Below are 26,955 nucleotides of genomic sequence, written 5' to 3'. Positions count from 1 at the left end.
ATGCGGATCCGATCCGGGCAGTATCCGTTTGTAGTCGTTAACAGGCGTTGACAAACGCCTGTCTGCTCTTCGCCAAGCCCTACCCTTTGCACGCATCTTGCCTACTTTTGGCCGCCTCGCCCTGGCTGCGGGGCGTTGAAAACCAGCAAGGCATCATGAGCGAACACAAGAACCGGATCCTGGTCCCCACGGACTTCTCGCGGGTGGCCGAATGCGCCCTGGAACACGCTGCGAACCTCGCCGGCCATACCGGTGCCGAGGTCTATCTGCTGCATGTGGTGGCCAAACAGGGCGAGGTGGATGAGGCGCGCAACAAGCTGGACGAGGTGCTCGATCAGGCCCGTACCAAGACCCCGGCCGTGCCCCTGTACAAGCTGGTGCGCGTGGGTTCCATATACGAGGACATCGGCCATGCCGCCGCGGAGATCGACGCTTCGCTGATCGTGATGGGAACCCACGGCATGCAAGGCATGCAATTCATTACCGGCAGCCGTGCGCTCCGGGTGATCACCCATTCGGAGGTGCCCTTCATCGTGGTACAGGAGCGAGGCATCAAGGAGGGTGGCTACGACTCCATCGTGGTGCCCCTGGACCTGCACAAGGAGACCCGGCAAAAGCTCACGTTGGTGGCCGCCATGGCCAAGACCTTCAACAGCAAGGTGCATCTGCTGGTGCCCAAAGAGGAGGATGAATTCCTGCACAAGCAGCTGGAGAACCATATTCGTTTCGCCAATCAATATCTGGACGAGCGCGGCATCGTGCACGACGCCACCATCGCCGAGGAGGACAGTGGTGATTTTGTGAAGGCCGTGGTGAAACACGCCGTGCGCGTGGACGCCGATCTGATCACCATCATGAATCTGGCGCAGGGCAACATCTTCGGCGTGCTGGGCGTGCCCTACGAGCAGGAGATCATCACCAACGAGGCCCAGATCCCCGTGATGTTGATGAATCCGCGCGAGACGAGCACCTCCGCGAGCGGCTGGTCCTTCCAATAGCACCCGACCTATCAGGCGCGCATCCCGATCACAAGGATGTCATCGACCTGTTCGTGTCCCGCTCGCCACTCGCGGAAGGCCTCATCCAAGCGCTCCTTCTGCTGCGCGGGGTCCAGTACACTGATCTCCCGGAGCAGATCGCGGAATCGGCGGTAGAGGAACTTCTTTCCACGTGGTCCGCCGAACTGGTCGGCGTAGCCGTCGGAGAACATGTAGACCATGTCGCCGGGTTCGAGCTTCACCCGGTGGTCCGTGAAAGCCTGGCCATTGAGGTGCTGGCTGCCTATGGCGTTCTTGTCGGGTGCGAATTGTCGGAGTTCCGATCCGCGCACCACATAAAGCGGACAGTTGGCGCCGGCGTACTCAAGCACACGACCTGCGGGGTCGTAGCTGCACAGGGCCATGTCCATGCCGTCGCGCACCAGGCTCTCCTCACGGTCCTTGTGCAGGGCCTCATAGGCGATGCGGTTCAGTTCCCGCAACACCTCGCTGGGGCGCGATCGGCCGTGTTCCTTCACCGCCATGTTGAGGCCGTTGTGGCCCACCAGGCTCATGAAGGCGCCCGGCACGCCGTGGCCCGTGCAGTCCACCGCCGCGAACAGCACCTTGTCATCCACCTGGTCGAACCAATAGAAGTCACCGCTCACGATGTCCTTGGGGCGATACAGGACGAACGACGCGGGCAGGAGTTCCCGTATGCGGCGCTCTGGTGGCAGAATGGATTCCTGGATGCGCTTGGCGTAACGTATGCTGTCGGTAACGTTGTTGTAGAGCTCCTCGATCCTGCGGCTCTGGCGTTCCACCTCCTCCTTTTGTCGTACGACCTCCTCTGTGCGTTCGATCACCTTCATCTCCAGCACGCGTTCGCGTTCGCCCAATTCGTCACGCATCTTCAGCAGGGCGTGCCCCAGTACATCCTCCCCGCTCAGGGGGTGGTAGTCCGCGGTGAAGTCGCCTGCGGCCACCGCATGGGAGAACTCGGTGGTCCGGCGCAGCCCGTCCACCAGCACGGTGAGCGCTTTGCTCATGTCGCCGACCTCATCGTTGGTGGTGCGGATACGGGTGCGGGGAAACACGCCACGCCCCAGGCTGAGCAGCACGCTGCGCAGGCGTCGCAGGGGCCGCACGATACCCCGCACGATGAGCACGGCGATGACCGCACCGATGAGCACCAGCACGATGCCCATATATAGCACGAAGAATTTGAGCGAGTCGAAACTGCGGATCATGCTGCCACCGAGGTGGCGACGCTTGTCCTCCTGCATGTCCAGCAGCCGGTCCAGGCCCGCGAGCACCACCTCGTGCTGCTGGTCCAGCACGCCGCCCTCCTCGGCCATGTCATTGCGGGCCATGTGGATGAAGGGGTCGCTGTAGCTTTCCAGCGAGGGCAGCATTTCCTTGATGCGGTCGTGCAGGGCGAAGAGCGTATGCATCTCGGCGATGGCGCTCTCCATCAGGGCCACCTCCTCGCGGTCCCAGTGGGACATGAGCGTATCGATACGGTCCAGCAGGCGGGGCAATTCCTGCGTGGTGAGTTCCACCAGGGTGGTCTTCTCCGGCGCGTCGGCCCGGCTTTCCAGCAGCGCCCAGTGCTTGATGAGCATGTGCGCGCTGACCGTGAGGTTGCGCAATCGCACCAGGGCGTCCACCGAAGGGGAATAGACCTGGTTGATCTGTTCGTTGATCGCGCGGCTGCGTTCCAGGGTGCGGTTGGTGAGCACCACCACGATGAGCGCGAAGAAGATGAACAGGCCGAAGCCCATCCCGATCTTCCGCCCGATGGTCATACGCATCGCCATGGCGGATCCGTCTATCGGTCCTGCTCCACAGGAGGCAGTTCCTCGAACAGCCTGCGGTAGAGGTCGGACCGTTCCTGGTCCTGGAGGCTGTAGTAGATGATCTCCAGGCCAAGCAAGGTTTCGCGCCGGCCCGGGTTCATGTCATGGGCCTTGAGCATGTAGGGGAGGGCGTCCATGAAGTACTCCCGGCTCACCTCCTGGATGCGTTGGATGCCGGGAATGTCGTCGTCGGCCGAGATGCGCTGGATGTTGTAGACCCCCCTGTTGTAGTAGAGCGTGGCCAGGTTGTAATTCGCCCCATAGTTCTCCGGGTCTATGGTCAGCACCTTGCGGAAGGTGTCCACCGCCTTGTTGAACCAGTCCACCACGGTGCGGTCCCGGTCGAAACGTTTGGTGTACACGGTGCCCAGCGCGTTGTGGAATTCGATGTCACGGGCGCGCAGGTTGGCCCTGGGGTCCACCCGCAACATGGCTTCCTTGTAGTTGTCGTAGAGCTGCAGGGCGCGTTTGTCGTCGAGCTCCTGCATGGCCTTGGCGGCGTCGTTGTAGTAAGTGCGCGCAAGGAAGTCATAGGCCTGCATGGCATTCTCCCGATACGTGCCCTCGTCGTCAAGGCCCATGCAGGTGTACAGGCTCGCGAGGGCTTCGTTGCGCACCAGGTCGGCTTCGGGGCCGGGTTTGGCGTCCTTGAATCCGTCCTTGTACACAAAGCCACGCAGGAGCCAGGCCTCGGGGTCCTGGGCATGGGCGGGGTCCTTCACGGCCTGGTCGATCAGTTCCTTGGCGCGCACCAGATCGCCAGCCTGGAACTTGCGAAGCGCTTCGACCAAGGGGTCGCCCTGCGCGCGCACCCACGTTCCGGCCATCAACGACAGCACGGTGGTGATGATGATGTGGCGTGCGCGGATCATTCTTCCACCCGGTGTGCAAGATTCTTCAATGTGGCCCCCACGACCAAGCCGTGCTTCTGGGCGTTCGCCAGACTGAGCTCGTACTTCAGCAGATTGTCCACCTTCACGAAGTTCACCACGGCGCCATCCTCCAGCGCGCCCTGGTACTCGGTGACCACCATGGTGGGCTGGCCCTGGTTGCGCTTGTAGATGTCCGGCAACAGGGCCAGATCATCGCGGCCCACATAGAGGATGTGGCACTGCTCCACCTCGGCCGTACGCGGCAGCTTGCGCACCTCAATGGGCTGCCTGCCGATGGTGCGTGTGGAGTATTGTTTGATCAATTCCTGATACAGGTTGGCATTGCCGATGACCCCGATGATGAAGTTGCCATTGCGCATGGCCGGGTCCTTCCACTCCACCAGCTTGGCGATGTTGTACAGGTAGTTGGCCTGCAGGATGGCCGTGGTGTCCTTGTCCGCGTCGCGCTGCACGGGCAATGCCGAGCAAAGCAGAAATGGGAGCACCAACAGGGTCCTGTATCCCCGGCCGATCATGGAATGGGCCAGCTTAGTTTTGGCGCGGCCCTGAGCCGATCGCATGCCGAAACGTCGCCACACCGGGCAAAGTACCCGCATCGCCCGCGCGCTGTGGCTTTTGCTCATGGGCATCTGTCAACAGGGAACTGTGGACGCCCAGGCGCCGCTGGACCGACTCAGGTCTTTCGACCGCGCGGCGCAGCAGGACGCCCAAGGTTATCGCTGGTTGCGCTGGAGTGTGGAAGCGATCGGCCACCGGCTTACGGGAAGCCCGGAGGGTGCCCGTGCCGAGGCTTCGTCCGACAGTCTCTTCCGCCTCGCCGGACTGCCGCATGTGGAGCGTTTCCCATTCAGCGCCCAGGCCTGGTCCCGCGGCCGGGTGCAACTCACCATTGGCGATGGGCACGGTTTTCTGCACCTGGGCGCCGTGGCACTGGCCAATACGCCCTTGGAGGCCGATGTGGAGGCGCCGCTGATCGATGCCGGGAACGGTCTGCCTGCCGATCTGGATCGCCTGGGCGATGCTTTGCGCGGCAAACTTGCCCTTGTGAACATCGGCCTGGTGGATGCCCCGGAGGGAACAAGGAACCTGCACCGCAGCGAGAAGGCCGCGCTGGCATTGGGTCGTGGCGTGGCCGGCATCGTGTTCGTGAACCAGGTGGAGGGTGGCGTGCTGCTCACCGGAACAGCCTCCATCGATGGCCAATTGATCCCGGTGCCCGCGGCCTGTGTGGCCACCGAGGATGGCGCAAACCTGCGCCAGCGGCTGGCCCAAGGCGCAGCTCTCTCCGCACGGCTGGGCATGAACAACGACAGCCGGGTCGTGGAGGCGCACAACGTGATCGCGGAGATACCCGGCAGCCGATGGCCGCAGGAGGTGATCATGGTGGGTGGCCACCTGGACAGCTGGGACCTGGCCACCGGCGCCACCGATAATGGCCTGGGCGCCTATTCCATCCTGGACCTGGCCCGCGCCATGCAGGCCATGCCATTCCGCCCGGAGCGCACGGTGCGTTTCGTGCTTTTCATGGGCGAGGAGCAAGGCCTGTTGGGCTCACGCGCTTTGGTGCGGCACTACGAGGCCGCTGGCGAGCTCGCCAACATTCGCTGCATGATCAACCTGGACATGAGCGGCAACCCTTACGGGTTCGGCGTAGGCGGCCCCCAGGGATGGGCGGAACTCATGGGGCGCCTGAACGAGGACATCCGCGCTGCCACTGACGGGCATTTCCGTGGTGAGCTTTCCGAACAGGTCTGGTTGCACAGCGACCACCAGCCCTTCCTCATGTCCGGCGTTCCTGTCATCTATCCCCTCAGCGACCTGGGCAAACATGTCTATGGCTGCTACCACAGCAGCTGCGACGATATCCACTTGGTGGACCCGCAGGCCATGGTGAACAACGTACGCCATGTGGGCATGCTGCTCTATGGCCTCGCCGCGGCCGACAAGCTGCCGGCCAGATACACGGAGCAGGAACTCCGCGCGATGTTGGTGGAGCAGGGCCTGGAACAACCCCTGCGCATTGGCGGGGACTGGCCTTGGGATTGAGCGGGCCTATCTGGCCGCATTGCCGCCGTCGGCGCCCTTCATGGTCTCCAGATCACGATCGAAGAGGTACAACCCACCCTTGTCGTTGCCGATCAGGTTCAACTTGTCGATGAGCGTGCGGGCAAGCGCCTCTTCTTCGATCTGCTCACCCACGTACCACTGCATGAAGTTGTGCGTGGTGTAATCCTTCTCCTTCAGGCACAGGTCCACCACCCCGTTGATCTCGTTGGTCACCTTGGTCTCATGGTCCAACAGGGCCTGGAACACATCGGTGATGGTCTTGTAGTTCGTACCCGGCTGCTTCAATGCGGGAACGACGGCACGACCGCCACGCTCATTGATGAACTTCACGAGCTTGAGCATGTGCAGGCGCTCCTCGTCGCTGTGGCGGTACAGGAAAGCCGCGGTGCCGCTGAGGCCCTGGTTCTCGGCCCAACTGGCCATGGCGAGGTAGGCCTGGCTGCTGCTGGCCTCCACGGCCACTTGTACGTTCAGGGCAGCTTCGATCTTCTTGGATAGCATGGGACGTGTTTCTGCGTGCGAAGTTAGTCACCCGCACAGGGGGCGGGACCTCAGCGTTTGTTGAACTCGTTCATGGCCGCTGTCACGCCCATGAGTCCGAAATGCAACACCGCCTGGGCCGCCAGCTCAGTGCGCGCCTGAAGGGTCTCGCGTTCTGTTGCGCCCCAAGGTCCGAGGACATATTCACTTTGCCGGCCCTGGGGAAAGTCGCTCCCGATCCCGAATCGAAGCCGGGCGAATTCTTCCGTACCGAGCAATTCGATGATGCTTGTGAGGCCATTGTGCCCACCCGCACCGCCCTTGGCGCGAATGCGGATCGTGCCGAATGGCAGCGCCAGATCGTCCGTGATCACCAGCAGGCGCTCAAGTGGGACTTTCTCCTGCTCCACCCAGTAGCGCACCGCTTTCCCACTGAGATTCATGAAGGTGGTGGGCTTCATCAGGACGAGGACCCGGCCTTTGTGGCGCACTTCCGCGTGGTCGCCATAGCGCGCCGGCTGGAACCGCACGCCCTTGTGTGCCGCCAGGAGGTCCAGCACTTGATAGCCGATGTTGTGTCGGGTATCCGCGTATTCGGGTCCGGGGTTGCCGAGCCCCACAATGAGCGACTTCATGTCCGGTACAAAAGAAGCGGACCCGGCGATCGCCGGGTCCGCGTAGGTGCATGGAAATGGGCGGCGACCGCCGCGATCACTTCTTGGCAGCGGGCTTGGCCTCGGCCTTGGCGGGGGCGGCAGCTGCGGTTGGCGCAGCGGTGGCCACGGGGGCGGCTTCCACTTTCTTCACCAGGCGCACGGCCACCACCACATCCTCCGGACGCTCCATCAGGGTCAATCCATCGAACTTCAGATCGGCCACCCGTATCTGCTGGTTCACATCCAAGCCGGATACGTCCACATCCAAATGCTGCGGGATGTGCACGGGAAGGCCCTTCACACGCAGTTTGCGCATGCTCTGCTTCAACTTGCCTCCCTTGCGCACACCCACGGGCTGCCCATGCAGATTCACGGCCAGCGTGGCACGGGCGGGGGCGTTCTCATTCAACTCCACGAAATCCACGTGGATCACTTGGTCGGTCACCGGGTGGAACTGTTTGTCCTTCACCAGGGCCAGGGTCTTGGTGCCACCCAGGTCCAGTTCCACACTGTTCACCTCGGCGGTGAACACGATCTTGTTCAGGGCGGCTTCCTCCACACTGAAGTGGTGGGTGGTGCCGCCGCCATAGAGCACGCAGGGCACGCGCTTGGCGCGACGCAGTTGTGCGGCACCCTTGGTGCCGGTTTCGTTGCGGACCTCGCCGCTGAGGGCTACTTTGTTCATGGCCGTGGGGTATCGGAGTTATGCGATGATGAAATGGCTGCTGATGCTCTCGTGGCTGCGCACCCGCCGGATCACATCGGCGAAGAGGTGGTCCACGGAAAGCTGCTTGATCTTGGTGGTGGGCGCATCCTTGGCAGGGCGCAATGGAATGGTGTCCGTGACGATCAGTTCGGCCAGGGCGCTTCGTTCGATCCGCTCATAGGCTTCTCCGCTCAGGACCGCATGGGTGCATACGGCGCGCACGCTGGTGGCGCCCAGATCCATCATCATGTCAGCGGCCTTGGTGAGGGTGCCGGCGGTATCGATCATGTCGTCCACCAGCACCACGTTCTTGTCCTTCACGTCGCCGATCACGGTCATGCTGTCCACCTGGTTGGCCACCTTGCGCTGCTTGTAGCAGATGGCCATGTCCACGCCCAGGTGCTTGGCGTAGGCGTTGGCGCGCTTGGTGCCTCCGGTGTCGGGTGCGGCCATCACCAGTTCCTTCAGGCCCAATTCCTTGATGTAGGGCAGGAAGATGGTGCTGGCGAAGAGGTGGTCCACCGGCACCTCGAAGAAGCCCTGGATCTGGTCGGCGTGCAGGTCCATGGTCATGATCCGATCCACCCCGGCCGCCGTGAGCATATTGGCCACAAGCTTGGCGCCGATGCTCACCCGCGGCTTGTCCTTGCGGTCCTGCCTGGCGAAGCCGAAGTAAGGGATCACCGCCACGATGCGCTTGGCACTGGCGCGTTTGGCCGCGTCCACCAACATCAAAAGCTCGAACAGGTTGTCGGCGGGCGGGAAGGTGCTTTGGATGATGAACACCAATTCTCCCCGCACGGTCTCCTCATAGCTGGGCTGGAACTCCCCATCGCTGAAGCGCGCCACGGTGACCTCCCCCAAGCGCTCGCCGCTGGCCGCGGCGATCTTCTCGGCCAGGTAGCGCGTGGCGGTACCGCTGAAGATCTTGGAGCTTTCCTGTTGCATGGTATCGGCAAGGCGCTTTCCGGGGTCGGGGGCATCGGAAAAGGGCTGCAAATGTAGCGATCCGGCCGGGTTTTCCACGATCGTGGATGGGGGGCGGGAACGGACGCCGGATCGTGTAGGAGGGCCCTGCGCCGCAAAGGTCCTGCCGCGTCCGCCCGGCTAAATTGCGCCCCCGTCAGCCCCCCACCCTTCCACCCATGCCCCGAGAACGACCCCAGCACCGCCCAGGCCGCATCAAGGACGATGTCCTGGCGGCGATCAGACGGGCCGGCAGCGCCGGGATCACCAGCCAACAACTGGCCCTGAAGCTGGGCTTGAAGGACAAGGGGCATCGTTACGAGCTTTTCGACGCGATCGACCTGCTGCTGGATGAAGGCCGCATCCACAGCGGCAAGAAGGGCCGCTACACGGCGACCGGCGGCAAGGACACTTCGGAGGGGACCATCGACATCATCGCCAGCGGGGCCGGGTACGTGCGATCGCTGGAGGCGGGCGCGGACGATGTGTACATCCCGCAACGCGACATCGGCACGGCGCTGCATGGTGATACCGTGCTGATCAAGGCGCGCGGTGGGCGTGGCTCCCGGCCGGAAGGCAAGGTGCTGGAGGTGCTCAAGCGGCGGCGTACCGAGTTCGTTGGCACCATCCACCGGCACGATGGGCGTACCATCCTGGTGGCCGACGACCAGCGGGTGCAACAACCCTTCTTCATTGGACCAGCCGATGTGAACGGGGCGAAGGAGGGCGACAAGGCCATCATCGAACTGGGCGAATGGAAGGACGCTCGGGACCTGCCCCGGGGCAGGGTGACCCGAGTACTGGGCAGGGCCGGGGAGCACCAGGTGGAAATGCACGCCATCCTGGCCGAATTCGGGCTTCCGCTGGAGTTCCCGGAAAGCGTACTGAAGGCGAGCGAGGAGATCCCCGATGGCGTCATACCGGCCGAGACCGCCAGGCGCCGCGATGTGCGCGCCATCCCCACCCTCACCATCGACCCGGACGATGCGAAGGACCTGGACGATGCGCTGAGCGTGCGCAAATTGGACAACGGCAACTGGGAGATCGGCATCCACATCGCGGACGTAAGCCACTATGTGAAGCCCGGCAGCGTGATCGACATGGAGGCCGCCAGCCGCGCCACCAGCGTATACCTGGTGGACCGCGTGGTGCCCATGCTGCCCGAGAAGCTCAGCAACGACCTGTGCTCCCTGAACCCACACACGGACAAGCTGAGCTTCAGCGCCATTTTCGAACTCGATGATCGGGCAAGCCTGCGCGGTGAGTGGTTCGGCCGCACCGTGATGCGCTCGCACCATCGCTTCGCGTATGCCGAGGCACAGGCCATCATCGATGGCGCGAATGGCCCCTTCAAGGAGGAGGTGCTCACCCTGCATCGGCTGTCGGAGATCATGCGCAAAGAGCGGATCGACAACGGAGCATTGGAGATCGGCGGCAACGAAGTGAAGTTCAGGCTGGATGAGAAAGGCCGGCCGCTGGGCGTGTATGAGAAGGTGATGGGACCCGCCAATTGGCTGATCGAGGAGTTCATGCTCCTGGCCAACAAGCGCGTGGCGGCATACGTGGGCCGACCGCGAAATGGCAAGCCCAAGCCTTTCGTCTACCGTGTGCACGACCTGCCCGACCCGGAAAAGGTGGCCCAGTTGCGCGCTCTGGCGAAGAGTTTTGGCCATGAGCTGGATACGACACATGCCGAGGATCTTCCACAAGCCATCAACCAATTGCTGCGCGATGTGCGGGGCACCGAGGAAGAGAACCTCATCAAACAAGTGGCCATCCGCAGCATGTCCAAGGCCATCTACACCACGGAGAACATCGGCCACTATGGGCTGGCCTTTGAACACTACACGCACTTCACCAGCCCCATCCGCCGCTACCCGGACCTCTTGGTGCACCGTGCGCTGGCGCACTATCTGGCCAATGGCCTGGCGCTTGACCGAGAGTCCTTGGAGCTCAGTTGCAAGCACAGTTCGCGCATGGAAAAGCAGGCCGCCGATGCCGAGCGCGCGAGCATCAAATACAAGCAGGCCGAATATCTGCGCGACCGCATCGGAGAGGAATTCGACGGCACCATCAGCGGGCTCACCAATTGGGGCATCTATGTGGAACTGGTGGACAACAAGTGCGAGGGCATGATCGGCCTGCGCGAGCTGCCGGGCGATGTGTTCGCCTTCGACCAGGAGCGTTACGTGGTGGCGGGCCACCGCACGGGGCGCAAATTCCGGCTCGGCGATGATTTGCGTGTGGTGGTGAAGGCCGTGGACATGGACCGCCGCACCGTGGCCTTCGGATTGGCCGGGGAAACGATGCGCACCACCAGCGGAAAATTCGAGCGCCGTTCACCCCAAGGCGCGCGGTCGGCGCCTGCGAAAAAGGGCTTCAGGCAACAGAAGAAGGCTGCCAACAGGAAGGGGGGAAGGCGCTGATCGGGCAGGCCGTAGTGGTCACACCAGGTTCAGCCGGCGGGCCAGTTCATCCTTGTAGCTGCCACCCACCGGGATCACCTTCTTGTCGTTCTCCAGGATCAGGTTGGCCTGCTCGATGGCGGTGATCTTGTCCAGCCGCACGATGTAGCTGCGGTGCACGCGGATGAAGTCGTTCTCGGGCAGCTTTGCCTCGATGTCCTTCATGGTGCTGTGGATGGTGTAGCGCGTGTTCAGCGTATTGATCACTACGTAGTCCTTCAGCGCCTCGATGAAGTAGATGTCGCTCGTCTTGAGCTTCACCAAACGGCTGTTGCTCTTCACGAACATGATGTCGCGCCCGCTGTCCTTGTTCTCCACCAGGGAATAGAGCAGGTCGCGTTCCTTCAGCACCTCGGTCTCCTTCTTGTGCTTGTAAAGGGCCATCTCGATCGACGTGTGGATGTCGATCTCCTTGAAGGGCTTGATGATGTAGCCGTAGGGCTGGGTGACCTTGGCTTTTGACAGGGTGCTCTCATCGGCGTAGGCCGTGAGGAAGATCACCGGGATGTTGGTCTCCTTGCGGATGGTGTCGGCCGCTTCAATGCCGTTCATCTCCCCCTTGAGCATGATGTCCATGAGGATGATGTCGGGCCGGTGCTCCAAGGCGAGACCCACGGCCTGTTCGCCAGTGCTCGCCGCGCCCACCACGTTGTAACCGAGCTTCTTGAGGCTGTGCTGGATGTCCTTGCTGACGATGCTCTCGTCTTCCACCACGAGCACGTTGGTCGCTGCCATGTCAGTGCTTGATACGTTCAAAAGTAAGCAAATAGGCCACCCCCGGGCCGCCGCTCATACGGATGTCGCCCTCCAGCTGTTCCACCAGGGTATGGACCAACTCCAGGCCGAGGTTGCCATCTCGCCTGGGGTCGAAGCCCTGGGGCAGGCCCTGTCCATCATCGGCGATGCGCACCATCACCAACTCACCCTCCCGGTCGAGTTCGATGCGGACCTTGCCGGCACGACCACCGGGAAAGGCGTGTTTCAGCGCATTGCTGATGATCTCGTTGAGGATCAATCCGCAGGGAATGGCCTGGTCCAGCACCAGTTCCACGGGCCGCAGGGCGGTCTCCAGGGCCACACGGCCATCCAGGCTATAGCTGTGCATCAGGTTCCGGCTCAGGCCTTCGATGTAGCCCGCCAGGTCGATGGAGCTGAAATCCTTGTTCTGGTAAAGACTCTCGTGGATGAAGGCCATGCTGCGGATGCGGTCGCGGCTCTCGCGCAGCAGGTCGCGGATGCGGGGGTCGTCGCCCACGTGGCCGGTCTGCAGGTTGAAGATGCTGCTGACGATCTGCAGGTTGTTCTTCACCCGGTGGTGGACCTCCTTCAGCAGCACCTCCTTCTCATGCAGGCTGCGCTCCAGTTCCATTTGTTCGCGCTTACGGTCGGTGATCCCATAGGCCAGGCAGGAGAGTTCACGCACATGTCCATCCACCACGATGGGGCTGATGAAGCATTCCACCCAGCGCGGCTCCCCTTTGGTATCCAGCAACTCCACCTCGAACTGCTGGGGCTTGCCCTTGAGCGCCGCTTTGAAGCGTTGCATGAAAGGCCCCGGATCGCCGGATGCCCGCGGGGCGAGGCGCTCCACGAAATGGTCGCCGATGGAGAAATCGATGTCGTAGGCCTCTTTGGCCGAACCCAGGAACCAACGGTTGCAGGAGGTGATGCGCATACCCTCGTCGAGGGTCCAGATCATCATGTTGGCCGAGCTCTCGAAAATGGCACGCAGGCGGGCGGCTTGTTCGCGGATGAGTTCCTCGGCCTCCTTTTGTTCGGTGATCTCGTGTCCAATGCCAAAGACCTCCTTCACGCGGCCGTCAGTGCCAAAGACCGGGCTGAGGAAGATCTCGTTGCAGACACGTTGGCCTGCCATGTCCACCACATCGGTCTCGAAGCGCACGGGCTGGCCGCTGAAGGCCTTGGCGTACTTGGCGTCCCAGAAGGCCCGGTAGTTCGGCTTGGAGAAACCCTCGCGCGGTTGGACCGGTCCTGCGTTCGCCTGCGGCCGCACCCCGTGAAGCCGTTCTATCATGCCCGCGTAGCCGTGGTTGTAGCTGGTGATGCGGATCCCGGGGTCCACGGTCCAGAACATGTGCTCACTGCTCTCGAACAGGGCGCGGAGTTTCGCTTCGTTGCGTTGCAATTCCTCTTTGGCGGCGAGCACGTGGGTGATGTCGCGCAGAATGGCACGCGTGGCCACCACCCGGCCATTCTCCCGGCGTACGGTGATCGACCCCTCGGCGATCACCTTCCTGCCTTCGGCACCCTTGAAAACCGCGCTCACCTGGGCATCACCACCTGTGATACCCTCGCCGGTGAAGAGCGGAGCATGGTCCGCGGCATGGTCCGGGTGGAGCATTTCGCTGATGTGCCTGCCTCGGGGGTCTCCGCCTGCGCATCCCATGGCCTTGTGCCAGGCCTGGTTCACGTAAAGCAGCCGGCCATCGGCGTCCACGCTCAGGATGAGGTCTGTGGCGTTCTCGAACAGGTCGCGGTATCGCTCTTCACTGGCGCGCAGGGCTTCCTGGTCTTGTTTCTGCCGCGTGATGTCACGCGACACGCCCATGACGCCGATGATGCGTCCATCCTCATCATGCAGTCTGGAAGAGGCCAGGAATGTGGTGAAGACCTGGCCATCCTTGGAGAGGTTGCGGATCTCGCCGGTGAAGGCGCCATGCTCATCCAATTCGCGTTGCACGGCCTCATACTCTTGAAGGTCGGCGTAGAGCATGCGGGTATCGCGGCCCATGACCTCCTCGGCCTCGTAGCCGAAACGCAGACTGGCGGCCGGGTTGTATTCGGTGATGCGGCCTTCGGGGTCGGCGGCCATGATCATGTCCAGCGAGCTGTCGATCAGGTTGCGCGCGAACCGGCGAGATCGGCGCAGCGCTTCCTGTGTGCGGCGGTGTTCGGAGATCTCCTGCCGAAGGACCTGGTTCACCTCCTCGGCGAGCTGCACCCGCATGCGTTCCTTCATCAACACCTGTTGCTCGCTGTGGTCCTGCAGGGTGACGCGGATGGCGGACCCACCCTCATCCTGCACGGCGGAGGCGAAGAGTACCACTTCCCTTCCACTGGCAAGGCGCGTGGTGATGGGTCCTGCCTGTGTGGCATCATGCATCAGGTGTTCCAACTGGTTCCGAGCGTCCATGTGGAAAACATCCATCACCGCCTCGCCTGTCAGCGGTCGGCCGACGAGTGCTTCGGCGGCCGGGTTCGCATAGACGATCCGCCCACCAGCGATCACCAGCAGCCCATCGCGGACGTGTTCCACCAGGCCGCGGTAACTGGCCAGCAGCATGCGCTGTTCCATCTCGCTTTGCCGCCAGGCGGTCACATCGATGAGTGTGCCCTGCATGGTGGCCGGCCGGTCCTTCCATTCCACCAGATACACGTTGAGCAGCGCCTCCACCTGCCTGCCATTGCGGTCCTTCAGGCGCAAGGGATGATTCACCAGGCGGCCATGTTCACGCAATGCGTTGATGAGTGCTTCGCGGTCGGCCGGGTCGGTGTAGAAGGCGTCGGCCGGCTGCCGCATGAACTCGTCGCGATCGCTGTAGCCCAGCATGCGCGCAATGGCGTCATTGCATTCCAGGATCCGGCCATCCAGGGTGCTGCGGTAGATGCCCGCCACACTGCGCAGCACCAGTTCCTCGTACTGGTGCTTCAATCGCAGATAGGCCTCGGCGAGCTCCTGCCCGCCCATGTCCACCACCACCGTTCCGCTGCCCTGGGTCGTCATATCCAGCACGTCTGTAAAGCCCCGCTCAGGGACTGTCATCGGATGATCCGCGCACCTGTGGTGGCACGCGCTCGCCATCCAGCCTGGTGGCCACACCGTCCCGGTAGCGGATGGTGAGGAACGGCTGGCCCAATTCGTTGTAGTGGATGTGGTCCCCTTGTTCCACCCCCATCACATATCGTCCCTCCTGCTTGATCTGTCCGTCGGGCCACCACCAGCGGTGCTTGCCATGGCGCTCGCCGTTGACAAAAGTTCCCGTGAAATTGCGCTTGCCATCGGGGTAGGTGTAGTTCCACACACCATCGCGGAGCCCATCCTTGAAGGCCCCTTCCTCGCGGTGGTCGCCCAGTTCATAGGTCCATACGCCTTCGCGTCGCCCATCGATGTATTCCCCCTTGGTGATCACCGCACCCTGCTCATCGTACTCTACGGATGCGCCATCCTCCTTGCCGCGGCGGTAGGTCTCCTCGCGGTGCATACGGCCGTTCTCATAGTACCACTGCCAAAGACCATGGGGCAGGCTGTTCACGTACTTGCCCTTCTGCTCCACTTTGCCGCTGCGGTGGTAGAAGGTCCAGTCGCCCTCGCGCCTGCCGGCCGTATAGCTGCCTTCCGCACGCTTCTCCCCTGTGGGGAAATACTCCACCCATGGCCCTTCCATGGCTCCCAGATCATTCACCATGCCCTGGCTCACGAGTTGGTCCCCCGCGTAGATCTTGGCCCCGACCAGGGCTCCATCAGGGGCGAACTCCTTGAACAATCCTTCCCGCTTTCCACTGCGTGAGTAGCTGCCGATGCTGGCCACCTTGCCGCCCGCATGGAAGGTGCGCTTGATCTCCACCGTGAGTTGCTCCTGGCCCGCCGTGTCCAGCTGTCCTTGATCGAACTTGAGCATCTCCTTCAGGTTGCCTTGCGCGTCGAACTCCTTGTAGACCCCCTGGCGCTTGTCGTCCACGTAACTCACTTCCCACTTCACCTTGCCATTGGGGTGCAGTTCCTTCCAAGGTCCCTGGCGCATGCCCATGCGATCGGTCCTGTTGATGTCCTCCCGGCGACGTAGCATGCCCGCGCCGTAGTACAACAAGGCGATGAGGCGCCCATCCTGGTCGTACTCCTGGCCCCTCCCCTCTTCACGCCCCGCCACAAAAGGTATCTCCTTGTGCACCTGCGCATTGGCGTGGTAGTAATAGGCCATGCCATCCCGTTGGTCGGCCACATAGGTCTCCCTGCTCAGCAGAACCCCTTCCGCATCATAACGCCTGGTGTCCCCTTCACGTTTGCCCGCCGCATAGCTGATCTCACTTTCCAATACACCCTCCGGGTTGAAGAAGGTCCACACACTGTCCAGCAGACCCTCCCGGCGGTTGCCTTGGGAACGAAGCAGGCCATTTTCATGGTAGTTGCGCCACCAACCATCCGGCTTGCCGTCCACCATTCGCCCTTCACTGCTCACTGTGCCATTGGGATGATAGAATCGTGTGAGTCCATCATCACCCGGCTGTCCGTTGACTGTCACCAACGAACACCACGGCATCACCATCACGGACAATACCCTTATCATGATACTCTTGAAGAAAATGTATCTGATATAATAAGGGCTGTTGATCATGTGGACCATTATGGCCATAAAGACTTGCGGGAACGGGTTATCAAAAGTAGCGCGCATGCCATGAACGATCGGGTGGACCAGCAGGCAATGGCAAGGGGTTGAAGGTCAATGGGTGGAATGGATCGATCAACGATCATGGAAAAGTCGGGATGGAGGGGATGGTGAATGATCCGATGCCATACGAGCGGTGCTGGATCATGGACGGCCTGTTGATGAACGGCCTTGTTGTGAACAGGGCGGAGAAAGGAAGAGCCGCCAGAGGATGACCGTTGTTGATAGCCGGGATGATACCAGCAGTTGTCCACCATGGTTTTGGGTTGTTGACCATGCGATCGTGCACAAACGACCCCCTTGCAGCGGCACCGGTATCTTCGCGGACAACGAAGGACCAGGACCATGCGCATCGCCATCGGAGGGGACCATGCCGGATTCGGCTTGAAACAGGCCATCATCGACCACTTGGGGCGGTGTGGGCATACCGTGGACGACAGGGGGACCATGTCGGAGGACAGTGTGGATTATCCGGATTTCGCCCGATTGGTGGCGCAGGAGGTGAGTGCGGGAGGGGCCGACCTGGGGATCGTGGTCTGTGGCAGTGGCAACGGGGTGAACATCACGGCGAACAAGACGCCCGGTGTGCGTTCGGCCTTGGCTTGGCGGCCTGATGTGGCGGCCTTGGCCCGACAGCACAACAATGCCAACGTACTGGCGCTCCCGGCACGATTCATCACCCCGCAGGAAGGCCAAGCCATTGTGGAAGCGTTTCTTGCGGCCAGCTTTGAAGGAGGCCGCCATCAGCGGCGCGTGGAGAAGATCGAAACCAAGGGAGCATGATGGACATGATGGCCGAGTTGCTACGCGTACTGCGCCGGTCGGTACTGGTGCATGTGGTCCTGCTTGGAACCGTGCAGGCCCAAGTGGAGAGCCCAGCGGCGCGCTTCGCCAAGCTGATCACCCTGGAGGACCTGGAGCGTGACCTGGGCGTGTTGGCCAGTGACGAGTATGAAGGCCGCGACACCGGCAAGCGTGGCCAGAAGATGGCGGCGGCCTATATCCGCGACCATTTCATTGCCGTCGGCATCCCACCGGTGCCATCGGCTGATGCGGGATCCATTGTGGAAGGTTACTATCAGCCTTTCGATCTGGTGGTGGAAAGACCCGGCCCCATCAGCTTGGCAGGTCGCGGTCATGAACTCACGTTCTTGAAGGAGTTGTTCTATTTCAATGCCACGTTGGCAAGTGACCGACGTGTGCGTGAACTGCAGGTGCATGGTGATGGGTCGCAATTGGCCAAGGCCAAGGTCGCAAAGGGATCCGTGCTGCTCATTGAAGACAAGGGGCCCGAGAACCTGATGGCTTTTCTGGGATGGATGCGCGGACGATCGGAAGCGGCGAACAATTTGGGCGCCGACGTTCTGCTGATCGCCACATCCAGAATGGACATGCTGGTGGAGCGCATGGGCCACTATGTGGGCGGTGAGCGGATGCGACTGGCCATCGATGCGGGTGGAGAGCCCGCGCGTGGTGGGACACAGACCATACTGGTGGAGCGACAAGCCCTGGGAAGCCTGATCGGTGCCAGCGATGTGAACAAGGCTTTCGCGAGGAAGCCCGGCAAGCGTCTGGCGGTCGAGCTGGATTTGAAGCATCGTTCCCAGCGCGAAACGGTGGTGAGTGAGAACGTGCTGGGCTATATCGAGGGAAGTGACAAGAAGGACGAGCTGATCGTGCTCACCGCGCATTATGATCACATCGGCGTGGAGGATGGCGAGGTGTACAATGGCGCCGACGATGACGGCAGCGGCACCGTGGCCATCATGGCCATCGCCAAGGCCTTCGCGGCCGCCAAAGCCGCAGGACATGGACCGCGCCGCAGTGTACTGGTGATGCCCGTAAGCGCCGAAGAGAAGGGCCTGCTGGGCAGCCAGTACTACAGCGAGCGTCCGGTGTTCCCATTGGCGAACACGGTGGCCAACCTCAACATCGACATGATCGGGCGTGTGGACAGCGCACACGCGGCATCACCGCCCTACGTGTACATCATCGGAAGCGACCGGTTGAGCACGGCTTTGCATGCCGTCAATGAAGCGGCGAACGAAGCACATGTGGGCCTTGTGCTGGACTACACCTTCAATGCGGAAGACGACCCGAATCGCTTCTATTACCGCAGCGACCATTACAATTTCGCACGCAAGGGCGTGCCGGCCATCTTCTATTTCAGCGGGGTGCACGAGGACTACCACGGCCCCGGCGATACGTTGGACAAGATCAAGTTCGACCTGCTTCAGCAGCGCGCACTGCTGGTCTTCCATACGGCCTGGGAACTGGCCAATCGCGAGGAGCGCATCGCGGTGGACAGACCCTGAGGGCGTCGCTCTCAGGCGGGTTCTTCGAGCAGGCGTTCCACGAACACGGAAAGGCTGCGCTTGTAGTTGACGAAGTGCTGTCCGGTGCCCGGGCCGTAGTAGCCGGTCCTGATACGGCGCACTTTGCCCTGGCGGTCCACCATGATGCAGGTGGGATAGCTCATCACATGGTTGAGGAAGGGCAGCTTTTCGCTCGCCATCGCTTTCGAGGATCGGCCCGCATAGAGGATGGGATACCTCACATCCAGCACTTCGCGGAAGCGACGCAATCCATCCAGGGCGCGTTCCGTGTCCTCATATTTCTCGAACGCCACGGAGATGACCTCCAGGCCCTTTTCGTGATAGCGCTCCCAGAACTCGTTCAGCAGGCGGGTCTCGTCCACGCAGTTCGGACACCAACTGCCCATGATCTGGATCAGCAGGACCTTCCCCTTGTAGTTCGCATCGTTCGGTGAAACAGGCCTCCCCTCCAGGTCGGGAAAGCGGAAATCCACCATGTCGTAGCCTTCGCGCAGGAAGGTGAGCGAGTCCGGGTCTCGCAAGCGGAAGTCCGGATTCCTGCGCGCCTGCCACGGCTCCTGCCAATGTGTGCCGCTCCAGAATCGGCCGGAGAGACTGTCGCCCAGGATGGCGGCCTTGAACAGGAAGGCATGGGTGCCATCGAAGCAGGAAAGCATCAGGCTGTCCCCCAACACCACGCCCTCCAGGAACCGGTAGTCCCCTGTTTCGGTCAGGAAGGTGCCCGTGATGCGTCCATCCGGACCATCCTGGAAAAGACCGATGGCCGGATAACCTTCCGGGGCGTTGGGATTGAAGCGCACCTCCCACTGGCCCGAAACGGACGGGCCCGAACTTCCGCCGCCCTCGAAACGTTCGCGATGCCCGGCCACGGCGGTAAAGGGGATGCGGTAGTCGGGACCCTTCAAGTGGTTGTGCCAATACCCCTCCATCCGGTCGTCGGAAAGCATTTTTCCGCGGAACTCGGAATCGAAGAGGGGCATGCGGATGGTGATCGAATCCCCATCCAGTTCCACATCATCCACAGGGATGGACTCATCGCCGTTGAGTACATGCATGGACCAGGTCCCCTCATCGCGCCGGATGTCCAGCAGGAAGGGCAATCTGGGGCCATTGAGATCGAGCTCCAGCCGCCAGGGTCCTTGTTTCGGGACCCGCTCATCCTCCTGGGAGCCCCCCCCGCCGCAGGCGCTGGAGAACAACAACAGGATGGCGAATGGGAATGAGAGGTCCCTCATGGGCGCGGCGAATATAGGCGCCTCGACAGGTGTGGTCAGGACAGAGATCCCCGCAAATGGCGATCGCAACGGACCCCTCAGAGATCGAACTTGATGCCTTGTGCCAGCGGGAGCTTGGTGCCGTGGTTGATCGTGTTGGTCTGACGGCGCATGTAGATCTTCCAGGCATCACTGCCACTTTCGCGCCCACCCCCGGTTTCCTTCTCACCGCCGAATGCACCGCCGATCTCTGCGCCACTGGTGCCGATGTTCACATTGGCGATGCCGCAATCACTGCCCGCGGCGCCCAGGAATCGTTCCGCTTCGCGCAGGTCCAATGTCATGATGGCGCTGCTGAGCCCCTGCTTCACACCGTTCTGGATGTCGATCGCCTGTTGGACGTCGCCGCTGTACCGCAACAAGTACAGGATGGGTGCGAAGGTCTCTTCCTGCACAATGGGCATGTCAGCGTTCGCCTCAACAATGGCGGGTCGCACGTAGCACCCGCTCTCATACCCGGCGCCCTCCAGCACACCGCCCTCTACCAGGATGCTTCCTCCCTGCGCATTCGCCGCTTCCAGCGCCTTCAGATACTGGCCCACCGCATCGCGGTCGATCAACGGTCCCACGTGGTTCTTCTCATCCAGCGGATCGCCGATACGGAGCTGGGCATAGGCCTTCACAAGCTTGTCGCGGAACGTGTCGTACACCTTGTCGTGTATGATCAATCTGCGCGTGCTGGTGCATCGCTGGCCGGCGGTGCCCACCGCGCCGAATACACAGCCGATCAATGACATGTCCAGGTCGGCCTTGTCGCTGATGATGATCGCGTTGTTGCCGCCGAGTTCGAGCAGGGCACGCCCTAGCCGCGCACCCACCGCGGCACCCACCGACTTGCCCATGCGTGTGCTGCCCGTGGCGCTCACCAGGGGTATGCGGGGATCGCCGGCCATCCACTCGCCCACCTCGCGCGCGCCGTTCACCACACAACTCACACCTTCCGGAACCCCGTTGCGCGTGAACACCTCATTCACGATGTGCTGGCAGGCGATGGAACACAACGGTGTTTTCTCGCTTGGCTTCCAGATGACCGCATCACCACAAACCCAGGCCAGCGAAGCGTTCCAGCTCCATACGGCCACCGGAAAATTGAACGCGGAGATCACGCCCACCACGCCGAGTGGATGCCATTGTTCATACATGCGGTGGTCCGGTCGCTCACTATGCATGGTAAGCCCGTGAAGTTGCCGGGAAAGACCCACGGCGAAGTCGCAGATGTCGATCATTTCCTGCACTTCGCCCAATCCTTCCTGATAGCTCTTGCCCATCTCGTAGCTCACCAGGCGGCCGAGCTCGGCCTTGTAAGTGCGCAACGCCTCGCCCACTTGACGCACGACCTCACCACGTTTTGGGGCCGGCCACCTGCGCCATTCGTGGAAGGCCTTCTCTGCGGACGACACGGCGGAGTCGTATTCGGCGCGTGTCGCAGTGCCCACCCGGGCGATCTGCGCGCCATCTACCGGTGACGAAGAGGTCAAGTCGCCGCCGGCCCCTTGTAGCACATTCGACCCCACGAGCACACCACTGTTCTTGTCGGCGATACCCAGTACGCGCAAGGTTTCTGCGAGGCGGTTTCTGGTGGCGGTGGTCGTACTCATTTGATGGGTTGTACTTGGTTCGGGCTTCGGATGGGGTCGGGCGATCGGTCAATGGTCCGAAGTTGGGCGGGCAAATGTAGAAGGGTCGGATCGGGAGTTGGTCGGGGCCATCCTGGTGCACCGGGACCCCGGCGATGAGCGTATGCCCTTGATAATGAGCGGATTACCGGCCAAATGAATGAACTCCGAGTTTACGCGATCAAAATTCTGCGCGAGGGTTATTGTACCAGAAGACCATGGAGGATGCAAAGGAGGCCGAAAAAGCGGGCTTTTCAGGGTTCGGCCTTTCTGGCGATGTATAAAATGCTCGAGGTGGGCCTATTGGTGACGACGGACATGATGTTGGACCAAGCGCCCATGAGCATGGCAAGGCTCCAGGCCCATGGTCCCCTCTTCCCCTTGTACCCCTCACTCAATAGTGCGATGTAGCATGCATCCAACCACATGGGCTTGGTGGCGACCAGCTCGAACCCGTGCTCGCGGATCAGCTTGTGGATATCCTGGCGTCGAAAATGCGAAAGGTGCCTCGGCACATCCCAAGCGGCCCACCAAGGGCCATAATGACTCGCATCCCAGCTCTCACGGTCGGGTACTGCGATCACAAGCAGACCACGGTCGGCCATAAGGGCGTAAAGTTGCTTGAAGGTCGCGCGCGGATCGGGCAGGTGCTCCAGAACATGCCAGAGCGTGATGACCTGATAGTGCTCTTTGTGCGTGAGTTGACCCCATGAGGGAACGACCGGAAGGGCATGGTCGGACATGGCTTTTGCCCGGGCACCGGGGTCGGGTTCCACGCCTTGGACGTTGTAGCCCCTACCCCGCAAGTGAGCGAGAAATTCGCCCGTGCCGCAGCCGATGTCCAGCACGTGTCCGTTCGGCTGGTATCTCCTGACAAGACCCGACTTGCGGCTGATGGCCCATCGGCGTAGTTGATGGTAGATACGGTCTTGAAAGCTGGACCTCCGTCCGGTGTGGGAAATGTATCCGTCGCTCTTGTAGTAGGCGCCAATTCGATCCTGGGAGGGCCTGGGGGATGTGGTCCTGAACCCACAGTTGGAGCAATCGACCAGGGAAAAGACCTGACCGGTGAGGAAGTGATCACGCACGAGCATGGCTTCCGCAAGGCCGGCAGAGTTGCAAAGAGGGCAGTGGGTCAGCGTTTCCAAGGCAGGGTTCCACGTGGAACGATCATCGTCCGAGATAGACCAATAGCACCCCCAGGTCGGCCGGTGAGACGCCGCTGATACGTGAGGCTTGTCCCAGGGATCGGGGGCGGATGGAGGTGAGTTTCTGACGCGCCTCGAAGGAAAGGGAGGTCAGTTTGTTGTAGTCCATGTCGGCATCAAGCGGCACTCCCTCCAACCTGCCAAGCTTCTCGGCCAGCTCGCGTTCCTTGTCCAGGTAGCCCTCATATTTGGCGTTGATCCCCACCTGCTCCTCCACCTCTTCGCGCAGGTCGCCACAAGCTGTGGATCGCTCCTTAACGGCCGGGCTCAGGACCGCGATATCGGCGTAGGTCATTTGGGGTCGGAGTAGCAGATCATACAGCTTCGCCTTCTGTTTGAGGGGGGGTGTTCCACGTGGAACGAGTACCCGATCGGCATCCTCAGGCTCCACGCTTTCGGAACGGATCAGCGCAGACAACTCCTGGGTGTGATTGGCTTTCTTTTCCATGCGGCGCAGACGTTGGTCACTGGCCAGCCCAACGGTATGCCCTCTCGCGGTCAAGCGCAGATCCGCATTGTCCTGGCGAAGAAGGATCCGGTATTCGGCTCTGCTGGTGAACATGCGGTAGGGCTCCTCGGTGCCCTTGGTGATCAGGTCGTCGATCAGCACGCCGATGTAGGCCTCATCTCTGCGCAGCACAAAGGGCGCGGATCCGCGGATGCTCAAGTGGGCGTTGATGCCGGCCACGAGTCCCTGGCAGGCGGCCTCCTCATAGCCGGTGGTTCCATTGATCTGTCCGGCGAAATAGAGGCTCTCCACGAGTTTGGTTTCCAGCGTGTGTTCGAGTTGGGTCGGCGGGAAATAATCGTACTCCACGGCATAGCCGGGCCTGAACATCCGGGCATGGGCAAAGCCGGGGATCCTCTGCAGAGCCGCCACTTGCACATCCTCGGGCAGGCTGGTGCTGAAACCATTGATGTAGGTCTCCACGGTGTCCCAGCCCTCGGGCTCCACGAAGATCTGGTGACGCTCCTTGTCGGCGAAGCGGTCGATCTTGTCTTCGATGCTGGGACAATAGCGCGGACCGACCCCTTGGATGCGGCCCGTGAACATGGGGCTGCGATCGAAGCCCGTGCGCAGGATGTCATGCACCTCCGGGCTGGTATAAGTGATCCAGCAGGGTAGTTGCTCGCGCTTTTTCTGGGCGATGAGCGAATGACCGGGCAGATAGCTGAAGGTGCCGGGGACCTCATCGCCAGGTTGCTGTTCGAGCAGGCCGTAGTCAATGCTGCGGCCGTCCACGCGCGGTGGTGTGCCCGTTTTCATGCGACCAGCAGCGAATCCCAGGTCCACCAATTGTTCCGTGATGCCATGACTGGCTTTTTCACCGGCCCGCCCACCGCCGATCTGACGCTCGCCGATGTGCATCACACCATTCATGAAGGTGCCGTTGGTCAGTACCACGGCGTGCGCTACAATGGTCTTGCCCGATGCGGTGCGCACCCCTGTTGCCCGGCCCGCCTCCACCACAAGGCCCGTGACCGCATCCTGCCAGAAATGGACATTCGGGTTCTGCTCCAGGAAGTGGCGCCAGGTGGAGGCGAAGAGGTTGCGGTCGTTCTGGGTGCGAGGACTCCACATCGCGGGACCCTTGCTTCGATTCAACATGCGGAATTGCACCGCGCTTCGGTCGCTGACGATGCCTGACAGGCCGCCCAGCGCATCGATCTCCCGAACGATCTGACCCTTGCCTACACCACCCATCGCAGGGTTGCAGCTCATCTGGCCGATGACCCCCATGTTCATGGTGATCAGGAGCACCTTGGAGCCGAGTTGGCCGGCTGCCATGGCGGCCTCACAGCCCGCATGGCCCGCACCCACCACGATCACATCATATCGACCAAGCCCGGACATCCTTTAACATTATGACCATCAGCGAGTTGAATATAATGGATACCCGCATGGTCGGGCAAAGGTAGGAGGGGACCGCCCCTTTGATCGGGAGGGGATGGCGCACGCTTCCGGCAGGTACATCGGTTCAGTGGAACCCGGCGAATAGCCTGATCGTCTCCAACCGTCCGCCGCATTGCACAGAGAGCAGATAGTGCCCATTCCCCGGCGCTTCTACCCGGGAGGGGGTCGACCCCACGCGACCTTGCGCCAACAGTCGGCCAAGCACATCGCGCAACGACCAGACGCCCTCCTTGTGACAACCATGCTCCACGAGCCAGACCCCACCCTCCTGCGCCAGCACCATCAGGTTCGGTTCCCCTTCCCGCCAGATGCTCCGCACGGGTCCGAAGGACCAGGCACCATCCAGGTCGATCTGCCTCAATCGGTAGTAGGAGAGACCCTTTAAGGGTGCCGGGTCATGGGCGAGGTATTGGATGGTGGAGAAGCTGGTACCGGCCGCCGGGCGCTGCAGTATGGGCGTCCATAGTTCCAGGTCCGCGCTTCGCTCAACCACGAATGAGGCGGTATTCGTCTCGCTGGCCGTGGCCCAGTCCAATAGCACCGCAGGACCATCGTTGCGCACTTCGAAGGAGATCAACTCCATGGGCAACAAGGGACAGAGCAGTCCCAGCCGATAGGCGGCGTTGGCCAAGTTGTTCGGGGCGCCGGGTGTTTCATTCCCCGCCACCAGGGCACTGGTGAAATTGCCCGCTGTGCGGAAATCGCCCGCGTTGAAATAGAGCACCCGGCCGGTGTGGTCCAGTGTGCTGATGCGCAAGGCGTCCAAGCCACCCGGGTTCATGTTGTTGGCGTTGCTGCCATAGCTGCTGCCATGGAAATAGCGGCCCAGGGCATCGCGCGTTTGGCCGGCATCCCCGGTGTTCCTGAATCCCATCATCAGGTTCCAGTTGCCCGCTCCGTAGGCGCAAGGCGTATAGCCGCCTGTGATGGTCGCGTTCGGAAGCGAGGAGCAACCTTGCAGCAACGCGTGATTGGCCGGCAGGATGTAAACGCTGTCCTGGGGCGCCGCGTCGGCGGGGTCGTCCGGTGGCAACAGTACGTTGGGGTCGGCGTTGTTGTAGATCACGATCAACGACCCGGTGGGCACCGCGGCCCATTGCGCGGCGTTGCTGAAACGCAGGTGTCCCTGGGTCACGCCGCTGTTCACCATGGTGGTGCCGAATCCATTGTGGGTGGAGCCGTTGTTGTCATCCACGATCACGCCACGGATATCCACCGTGGTGCAGGGGTCGCCCACCACGAGTAGTTCGATGTATTCCCTTGTGCCGCTCGGGCCATTGCTGAGCTCATTCACGATGAGCCCCGTACCCGTGGGCACATAGGGTATGGTGAGTTGCACGTCATCGATCGCCACGCTCGGGTCCGATCCGCTGCCGTCGTTGTTGTTCACCCAGCGGAAGCCGACGCGCACGCCGGGGTTGCCATTGGCGGAGGCGGGCAGCGCCACGCTGTAGTTGGTCCATTGTCCCTGGCCAGCGCAAGCGGCCACCACCGGGGTCTTGGGCATGTCCGCCAGGAGGGACCATATGGCGCCGTCATAATACCACACTGTGGCGTTGTCCAGCGTGGTCTGGCCACCTTCCATGTACTTGAAGGAGAGTGTGACGTTCATATGTGCGCTCAGATCGATGACGGGGCTCTCGGCGCGTTGGTCCGTGAGGGTGCTGTTGCAGTTGCCGCAGATGGCCGTGCAGAAGGAGCAAATAATGGGCGGGCAGCCGGCATCGTAGGCCGCGCCGCAATCGCCGGTGGGGCAAAAGGCGCAGGCATTCGGCGACCCACAAGTAGCTGGCAGGCTGTTGGCGATGTGCAGCGTCTCATTGTTGCCACAACCCGATCCGCAGGTGCCGGCAGGGTTGCCATTCTCCGCACAGCTGATGAACCAGCGATTGGGGCAGGGGCCGTTCGCGGTCGGGGTGGTCACGGTCCAGGCGCCATTCAAACCGCTGTAGGTGTTGGCGTAGCATCCCTGGGTGCATCCATTCTCGAATTCCTCGGCCCAGATCACCAGTTGACCATGGAGCAGCCAGGGGATGAATGCGAGAAGGATGGATGTGATCGCACGAGCCATGCGTCATGGAAGATAGCACCTGGGCTATCGATATGACGCGATCCAGCGGGATGAAGTGGCC

The 26,955-nt window shown here is 61.9% G+C and carries 20 protein-coding genes; 5 read left to right on the top strand and 15 right to left on the bottom strand.

The genetic code is table 11. The features are described 5' to 3' along the window. Positions 1 to 155: 155 nt before the first annotated feature. A complete protein-coding gene (locus KIT10_10895) occupies positions 156 to 998 on the top strand; it encodes a universal stress protein (GenBank protein MCW5899768.1) in 843 nt (280 codons plus the stop codon). An 11-nt stretch (positions 999 to 1,009) separates the two neighbouring features. Here the strand turns inward: KIT10_10895 and KIT10_10890 are convergent, their stop codons facing one another. Genes KIT10_10890 through KIT10_10880 form a run of 3 tightly spaced genes read right to left on the bottom strand, consistent with a single transcriptional unit; the run spans position 1,010 to position 4,289 of the window. Continuing rightward, positions 1,010 to 2,791: a SpoIIE family protein phosphatase gene (locus tag KIT10_10890; protein ID MCW5899767.1), complete on the bottom strand. Its 1,782-nt coding sequence runs from the start codon at positions 2,789 to 2,791 to the stop codon at positions 1,010 to 1,012. Between the two features lie 17 nt (positions 2,792 to 2,808). Next, positions 2,809 to 3,708: a hypothetical protein gene (locus KIT10_10885; protein MCW5899766.1), complete on the bottom strand. Its 900-nt coding sequence runs from the start codon at positions 3,706 to 3,708 to the stop codon at positions 2,809 to 2,811. Beyond that, positions 3,705 to 4,289 carry a YfiR family protein gene (locus tag KIT10_10880; GenBank protein MCW5899765.1) on the bottom strand — a complete coding sequence of 195 codons (585 nt, stop codon included), beginning with the start codon at positions 4,287 to 4,289 and terminating at the stop codon, positions 3,705 to 3,707. The genes KIT10_10885 and KIT10_10880 overlap by 4 nt, the downstream gene beginning before the upstream one ends. On the opposite strand from KIT10_10880, the gene KIT10_10875 reads away from it, so the two are divergent. Continuing rightward, positions 4,288 to 5,775 (top strand): M20/M25/M40 family metallo-hydrolase, encoded by a 1,488-nt coding sequence (locus KIT10_10875; GenBank protein ID MCW5899764.1) that lies wholly within the window; start codon positions 4,288 to 4,290, stop codon positions 5,773 to 5,775. The genes KIT10_10880 and KIT10_10875 overlap by 2 nt on opposite strands. Before the next feature lie 6 nt (positions 5,776 to 5,781). Here KIT10_10875 and KIT10_10870 read toward each other — a convergent pair whose 3' ends face one another. The 4 genes from KIT10_10870 to KIT10_10855 all read right to left on the bottom strand — a co-directional run bounded on the left by KIT10_10870 (position 5,782) and on the right by KIT10_10855 (position 8,586). Further along, positions 5,782 to 6,297, bottom strand: coding sequence for a ferritin (locus tag KIT10_10870; protein MCW5899763.1), 516 nt, complete (start codon positions 6,295 to 6,297; stop codon positions 5,782 to 5,784). Between the two features lie 50 nt (positions 6,298 to 6,347). Further along, positions 6,348 to 6,911, bottom strand: a complete 564-nt coding sequence (gene pth / locus KIT10_10865) for an aminoacyl-tRNA hydrolase (GenBank protein MCW5899762.1) — start codon at positions 6,909 to 6,911, stop codon at positions 6,348 to 6,350. A 76-nt stretch (positions 6,912 to 6,987) separates the two neighbouring features. Then, a complete protein-coding gene (locus KIT10_10860) occupies positions 6,988 to 7,617 on the bottom strand; it encodes a 50S ribosomal protein L25 (protein ID MCW5899761.1) in 630 nt (209 codons plus the stop codon). A gap of 18 nt (positions 7,618 to 7,635) precedes the next feature. Next, the gene (locus tag KIT10_10855; GenBank protein MCW5899760.1) at positions 7,636 to 8,586 is read right to left on the bottom strand and encodes a ribose-phosphate pyrophosphokinase; all 951 of its coding nucleotides are present in this window, start codon (positions 8,584 to 8,586) and stop codon (positions 7,636 to 7,638) included. Positions 8,587 to 8,783: 197 nt separating this feature from the next. Here KIT10_10855 and rnr point away from each other — a divergent pair, with 197 nt between their 5' ends. Continuing rightward, positions 8,784 to 11,030, top strand: a complete 2,247-nt coding sequence (gene rnr, locus KIT10_10850) for a ribonuclease R (protein ID MCW5899759.1) — start codon at positions 8,784 to 8,786, stop codon at positions 11,028 to 11,030. Positions 11,031 to 11,048: 18 nt separating this feature from the next. Here rnr and KIT10_10845 read toward each other — a convergent pair whose 3' ends face one another. From KIT10_10845 to KIT10_10835, 3 genes are read right to left on the bottom strand one after another with little or no spacing between them, the layout of a single operon-like run. Further along, positions 11,049 to 11,804 carry a response regulator gene (locus KIT10_10845; protein MCW5899758.1) on the bottom strand — a complete coding sequence of 252 codons (756 nt, stop codon included), beginning with the start codon at positions 11,802 to 11,804 and terminating at the stop codon, positions 11,049 to 11,051. 1 nt (position 11,805) lies between these two features. Next, a complete protein-coding gene (locus tag KIT10_10840) occupies positions 11,806 to 14,853 on the bottom strand; it encodes a PAS domain S-box protein (protein MCW5899757.1) in 3,048 nt (1,015 codons plus the stop codon). After that, entirely contained in the window at positions 14,840 to 16,375 is a 1,536-nt protein-coding gene (locus tag KIT10_10835; GenBank protein MCW5899756.1) for a hypothetical protein, read from the bottom strand. The genes KIT10_10840 and KIT10_10835 overlap by 14 nt, the downstream gene beginning before the upstream one ends. Positions 16,376 to 16,819: 444 nt before the next feature. Here KIT10_10835 and rpiB point away from each other — a divergent pair, with 444 nt between their 5' ends. Beyond that, on the top strand, positions 16,820 to 17,257 hold the full coding sequence (gene rpiB, locus KIT10_10830; protein MCW5899755.1) for a ribose 5-phosphate isomerase B: 438 nt from the start codon (positions 16,820 to 16,822) through the stop codon (positions 17,255 to 17,257). A gap of 518 nt (positions 17,258 to 17,775) precedes the next feature. After that, the gene (locus KIT10_10825; protein MCW5899754.1) at positions 17,776 to 18,789 is read left to right on the top strand and encodes a M28 family peptidase; all 1,014 of its coding nucleotides are present in this window, start codon (positions 17,776 to 17,778) and stop codon (positions 18,787 to 18,789) included. An 11-nt stretch (positions 18,790 to 18,800) separates the two neighbouring features. Here KIT10_10825 and KIT10_10820 read toward each other — a convergent pair whose 3' ends face one another. The 5 genes from KIT10_10820 to KIT10_10800 form a co-directional block, all read right to left on the bottom strand. Beyond that, positions 18,801 to 20,045, bottom strand: coding sequence for a TlpA family protein disulfide reductase (locus KIT10_10820; protein ID MCW5899753.1), 1,245 nt, complete (start codon positions 20,043 to 20,045; stop codon positions 18,801 to 18,803). 77 nt (positions 20,046 to 20,122) lie between these two features. After that, positions 20,123 to 21,682, bottom strand: coding sequence for an aldehyde dehydrogenase family protein (locus KIT10_10815; GenBank protein MCW5899752.1), 1,560 nt, complete (start codon positions 21,680 to 21,682; stop codon positions 20,123 to 20,125). 272 nt (positions 21,683 to 21,954) lie between these two features. After that, on the bottom strand, positions 21,955 to 22,848 hold the full coding sequence (locus KIT10_10810; protein MCW5899751.1) for a class I SAM-dependent methyltransferase: 894 nt from the start codon (positions 22,846 to 22,848) through the stop codon (positions 21,955 to 21,957). Positions 22,849 to 22,870: 22 nt separating this feature from the next. After that, positions 22,871 to 24,763, bottom strand: a complete 1,893-nt coding sequence (gene mnmG, locus KIT10_10805) for a tRNA uridine-5-carboxymethylaminomethyl(34) synthesis enzyme MnmG (GenBank protein MCW5899750.1) — start codon at positions 24,761 to 24,763, stop codon at positions 22,871 to 22,873. Between the two features lie 124 nt (positions 24,764 to 24,887). Next, on the bottom strand, positions 24,888 to 26,894 hold the full coding sequence (locus KIT10_10800; GenBank protein MCW5899749.1) for an IBR domain-containing protein: 2,007 nt from the start codon (positions 26,892 to 26,894) through the stop codon (positions 24,888 to 24,890). Positions 26,895 to 26,955 lie beyond the last annotated feature (61 nt).

The organism is Flavobacteriales bacterium, assembly GCA_026129465.1.
Lineage (GTDB): Bacteria > Bacteroidota > Bacteroidia > Flavobacteriales_F > PHOS-HE28 > PHOS-HE28.
The sequence above is the reverse complement of the archived record's forward strand: the minus strand, read 5'-3'. Positions and strand labels throughout refer to the sequence as shown.